6 protein-coding genes are annotated in these 5,203 nt (G+C 35.0%); all 6 read right to left on the bottom strand.

The genetic code is table 11. The features are described from left to right. Window positions 1-214, bottom strand: a 214-nt coding sequence (locus tag F6K22_RS30745; RefSeq protein WP_293106982.1) for a hypothetical protein, incomplete at its 3' end; no start/stop codon positions are given. Window positions 215-230: 16 nt separating this feature from the next. Beyond that, a complete protein-coding gene (locus tag F6K22_RS30740; RefSeq protein ID WP_293106981.1) occupies window positions 231-1,169 on the bottom strand; it encodes a DUF1822 family protein in 939 nt (312 codons plus the stop codon). 2 nt (window positions 1,170-1,171) lie between these two features. Continuing rightward, entirely contained in the window at window positions 1,172-1,900 is a 729-nt protein-coding gene (locus F6K22_RS30735) for a hypothetical protein (protein ID WP_293106980.1), read from the bottom strand. A gap of 218 nt (window positions 1,901-2,118) precedes the next feature. After that, complete coding sequence (locus tag F6K22_RS30730) at window positions 2,119-2,634, bottom strand: hypothetical protein (protein ID WP_293106977.1); 516 nt, start codon at window positions 2,632-2,634, stop codon at window positions 2,119-2,121. Window positions 2,635-2,874: 240 nt separating this feature from the next. After that, a complete protein-coding gene (locus F6K22_RS30725; protein WP_293106975.1) occupies window positions 2,875-3,006 on the bottom strand; it encodes a hypothetical protein in 132 nt (43 codons plus the stop codon). Between the two features lie 162 nt (window positions 3,007-3,168). Beyond that, the coding region (locus F6K22_RS30720) for a CHASE2 domain-containing protein (protein ID WP_293106972.1) at window positions 3,169-5,203 on the bottom strand (2,035 nt) is incomplete at its 5' end.

The following is a 5,203-nucleotide window of genomic DNA, read 5'->3' as shown; positions in this document are numbered from 1 at the left end:
CTCTAGGGCGAGAGGAATTAATTATATTCTTATACTCAGTTTGCCATTGTTGATAATTATTAGGTATCTCTGAAGAACCCGGAATTTGAGTGTCTAATTGCCTCAAATTCTTGAAGTAATTTCCTACTTTTGTTACCAGTGTAATATTAATAGGAAATCCTTGGTAAAAATCCCCTTCCCTGAAGTTGAAAATAATTTGTCTTGTGACTTTCATTGTGGCTACTTAAAAACTAAACAACGAATTTCTCAGTTACAGATTCATTATCAAAAGAAACTTGAACAGTGAACTCTTTTCCAGGATATTCAGAAAATTCTAACTGAATCAAATCATCAGCTTCTCTAGCTATTACTTCAGCCTCATCTGATTCAAGAATTACTTTTAGTTTTAAACCACGAGGTAAACTCTTTGATTCTCCCATGGGCACAACTTGAATCAGAACTCCTTTTTCTTCCTCTGTTTCTGTCCAAAGACTCACGACTAAAGCTACTTGTTGACGATTTACTAATAGTCCTAAATTAATCTTTTTAGCTCGTTCAATTTTTTCCTCCTTTTCAGCTCGTTCGGTTTGTCCCCCTCTTATTGTTTGAAAGCCTTTAAATGCTAATCTTTTAGGAATTAATAGTGCTTCAAGAGGTAACCAAAGCTCATCAAAAATGCCCCGAACCCAATTGTCTAAATTCACTAAAGACTCTGTTTTAGGTGCTGGTGAGATAGCATCAATTAAATCATCAAGGGAAAGTAACTGACTAATTTGGAGAACTTCTGCTACGGGAGCTTTAGCAAATCCTAAAATCTCCACTCGATCCCAAATATTTCTGAACTGAACAGCAAGATAACCAATTCGATCTTCCATTACTTCTGGAGGCAGAAGTAAAGTAGTTTCTCCAACTAACACAGGACGACATTCCAAAGTGCCAATCTCAGGAATAACTAAATCAGCAACATTCCATCGATTTCTGAGAATTGGGTTCCAGCAATCACTTTGGCTTAAATCTGTTTCAATAACTAGCCATTTAAGATATCTGTGAACTGCATAAACAGCTAACGTATTCAAATAAACCTGTTTACTTTTTTCATTTGTAGCTTGCTCGGTTGCGAATTCACCTGCCAAGCGATGAGCTTCAATACCGAGAGGAATTTCTAAGTTTTTCATTTCTGTGTGTGTCATTATTATTCATCTTTGGAGTATCCTAACTCTTCCAATATTTGTTGCAAGAGTTGTTGACATTTTTTTCTTTTCCAGAAAGCTTGGAGATTATTGTAATTAATACCTAACTCTCTGCTGATTTTAGTCTTCTTATCTGGCGGGTATTGAAAAAGTAACCTTTGGCAAAGGAACTGACAGTTACAATTAGGATGCTGGCGAGGATGGCAACTTTTAAGTCTACCTTCTGGATCTTCTTCCACATAACGTTCAAGTTGTTCAATAATTTTCTGAATTCTTTGCCTTTGGCATTTCTCAATGTAACACTCAAACCCATCACCAGTAGGAATATAAAAACCTTTAACTGAAAGTTGATCTAGCAGTTTTAAAGGATTTTCCGAATCATCGTTAATGGGAACATCTAAACTCACCATATCGTGGTCTTGCTGTGCTTGCTCAACATATAAATCTCTCATTCTCCAATAGATATAACTGTTGATCCATTTCCGCAAGCTTGTTCTAAGTGGCAAATTTGGTTGTTTAGGTTGAAATTTACAGATATTTTGGCTTACCCACAGCAAAGTTTGGTCTAAAGCTTCCAGATAAAGGGGATGAGAATATTTGTAGAGTCCTGGTAACTGCGACAATTCATGCAATAGTCGATTAACATCCTTTCGTCGCTGTGCACTCTGAAGGTTAGGATTATTACATATCCTAGTAATAAGTTCTTGCAATTGTTCATTTGTCATGGTCATCTTTTTTTGATAATAGGTATAGATTATCTTTGACTTTTTTATTCCTCAAATATTTAGTTGACAATAAAATTACTAAAATAGATTAGTTAATGATTTTGCACTAACCAGTAAAGAATATCTGAACCTTGCAAGTTTTTGATTTGATCTTGTTACTAGGATAGAAATTTCATACCATTTTAAGCAATCATTTTGCATTTCAGATGTTCCCTTTTCTATAACTAATAAACTATATTATTGAGACTCCGCTGGAAACGAGGATACTCGTTAGGGAGTTTGCTCAACTTTGACTTAATTTGATTTTGGCAAGGACTTTTGCAAGTTCCACCCCAAACCTGCCAATCATAGGAATAAAACCTGAAACCGCTTTGACTGTTACGTTGTAAATAAAGTCCGACACGAATATTAGGATCTTTCAGGGGCCACTTTCTGGGAATTTTTCCATAAAGATTGAGCTTAATGCGTTGATTACTGAGAACTTCAACTGAAATCTTCCGCCACCGAACTTTATCAGAGTATCCCTTGGCAATACCTAATATTTGTGATTCTGACCTGTATAATCGTGAAGATACATATTCAGGACTTAGATAACCTTGAGCAATTTCAATAGTTTTTGATGTATTGAATTGTTCTTGATTTAGAGATGACAGAGAGCTTAGAGTCGGAACATTAGCAAAAGCGAAAGTCGGTAAGGTAAGTCCTAAGAAGATAGAACCAATAATGGCCTTTATGTTCATAATCCTCATCGATACTTAAATTTGGAAACTGGCTAGAACTAGCCTCATTGACTTAACAGCTCTATGGAAAAAAATTGTGCAAAATCCGATCTAAATAATTTCAATGTCAGTAATAATGAGACATACAGTGCATCTCCAGGAGAATTGAGCATGGGAGATGGGCCTTTGCTAACCTAGAGGAGACCATTAATTGGCCTAATCACACTAGAGATAATTAAATATCCTCAATGTGGCCATGTATTAATATGTGATTTCTACCAGTAGTTCAGTTTTAATAGGCGATCGCTTTCCTAATGAGAAGCTAGAAAGAGCGATCGCGCTAGACGCCACAGTGATGCTAGGAGTATAGATTCCTCCTGTTCCATAACTCAATATAGAATAGCTTCTAATTTTAAGGAGAGTTACTACTTGTTAATTACATACCAGTAGACAAACTTCATATTGAGCTTATTTAAGTAATTTTATGATTTGAGCTTATCTTATTCAAATAATATTATTAACTCTCTGTAGAGTAAATTAGTCAAAGTTTTACCATCAATTGCTATTATTTCTCCTCCAACGGCGATCGCCATTTAGCTGACCTCCAACCAAAAACACACTAACCCCACCAACCACCAAAACCAAAATAGAAGGCACCAACGGCATCACAAAACCCTGCCCCAAAAACATCAAACCCACCCAATATAAAACCACAACATTTCCTCCCATAAACAACAATAAAACAAACACGCGACGACAATACCAACCCAATACCCCACCCACACCACACCAACCAAAAATCCACAACCACTCCACCCACCCACTCCAAAACCTAATTAAAGGTCTACCATCCAAAACCGCACTAATAATTTGACTAACCTGATGCGCGTGTAAAACAATTCCAGGCATTTCCTTCTCAGAAACAGGTTGACTATAACTATAAGGAGTATAAAAATTATCGCCAGCATTAGGGTCTGTGTTACCAATAAGAATAATTTTATCTCTCACTAAAGCATCATCAAAATTATCAGACAAAACATCCGAAATACTAATATAATTTGCCACCTTATTAGCATTTCTATAATTAAGTAAAACTTGAAATCCACCAAGATCAACTTTTTGATAAAAACCTTCTCTTTCCCCAATACCTTGAAAAACAACATCACCAATTTTAAAATTTCCTATGGTAGGATATTCCTTTTGAATTTCTAAGGTATTAATTCCTTTAGTTTCCAAATAATTAACAGCAACTCTAGCACTTAATGAATATGCTGTTTGACAAAGGTCTTTTGCCTCTTTAGCCATAAACATTAAATGGCGACGAATAACATCAACTTGAGCATTATCAACAATAACAGTAGTAAAACCTAAACGTTCTTCAGGCACTCCTTTAGGAGGTACAGTACCAGGTTGATTTTTGCTATATCCACTCGTGCTACAAACAGCAACTATTTTTTGATTATTACTCAAAACTTCTAACAATTTTCTATAACCAGATACAGAAGGAAAAGGTGTATCTAGCCAAAAATCTAAACCAATAATTGCAGGTTGATAACGTTCTAATTTATTTATTACTTTTACAAAAGTTTCATCAGTAAAATTCTTACCAAGACCATACTTATTAATATCTTGCGCCGTAGCTTCAACAATTAAAATATTAGGATCTGGTGGCTCTGAAGGTCGCCATCGCATCAAGCGGTCATACTCATTTAACTCTAACGGTTGTAGCCAACCTAAACTTCTCAAACTAACAACTCCCGCCCCTACACAACCAGCAACAATTAAACTCATTCCCAAATTTTTGGGCTTAGGTTTATCCAGATTAGTTGCTAAACCAGGCAACTTTTCTTCCACCCAATCTTGATTAAAAATTGTCCGATAAATTTTATTAAAAATCACTAACTTATCCTGTTTTTTAATAACTATCCCAGACAACCGCAGAGCCATTTCAACCGGACTATTATTAGCCTTAACTTCCCCCTGAAAAAGAATTTTTTGATATAGCCTCAGTAATTGAAGTGCAAATTGACTATGATTAATCAAATAATCGTGCATATATTTTAAATGAGTCGGATTATCTTTCTCCTGCCAATAAGTCAAAATATGTTCCTCTACCAACTTATCAACATCTGGTTGATCATCATCGGCATAATCAACAATAATTTGACAAATTTTCTGAGTTAAAAAAGGTTGCCCTCCACTCCAATCAAAAACTTTTTGTAAAACAACATCTGGCTCTTTCACAACTTCAACTAATCCCTTAGTTAAAACTTTTCCATCTTCAAAAGTTAACTCAGTTAATTCAATAGGATAACCAATATTAAAAGGAGTATGTTCTCCATCTCTAATTAAATCCTCTGGAGTCGCCACCCCAAAAAAACAAAAAGTCAACCGACAATAATCAACATTTTCATCATCAGCTCGACGATTATAACAAGAACGAATAAAAGCTAAAAATTCATTTTTAAAGGGTAAATTTACCAAAACATCAATTTCATCTAGAAAAATATATATATTTTGATTCGGAAAATTAACAAACAAAATTTCTTCAATAAACAGAGCCAAACGTTGGATATTTGTCATATTTTGA

The sequence above is a fragment of the Okeania sp. SIO2F4 genome (genome assembly GCF_010672385.1).
In the GTDB taxonomy this organism is placed as follows: domain Bacteria; phylum Cyanobacteriota; class Cyanobacteriia; order Cyanobacteriales; family Microcoleaceae; genus Trichodesmium.
This window is presented reverse-complemented; position numbering and strand designations above follow the sequence as displayed.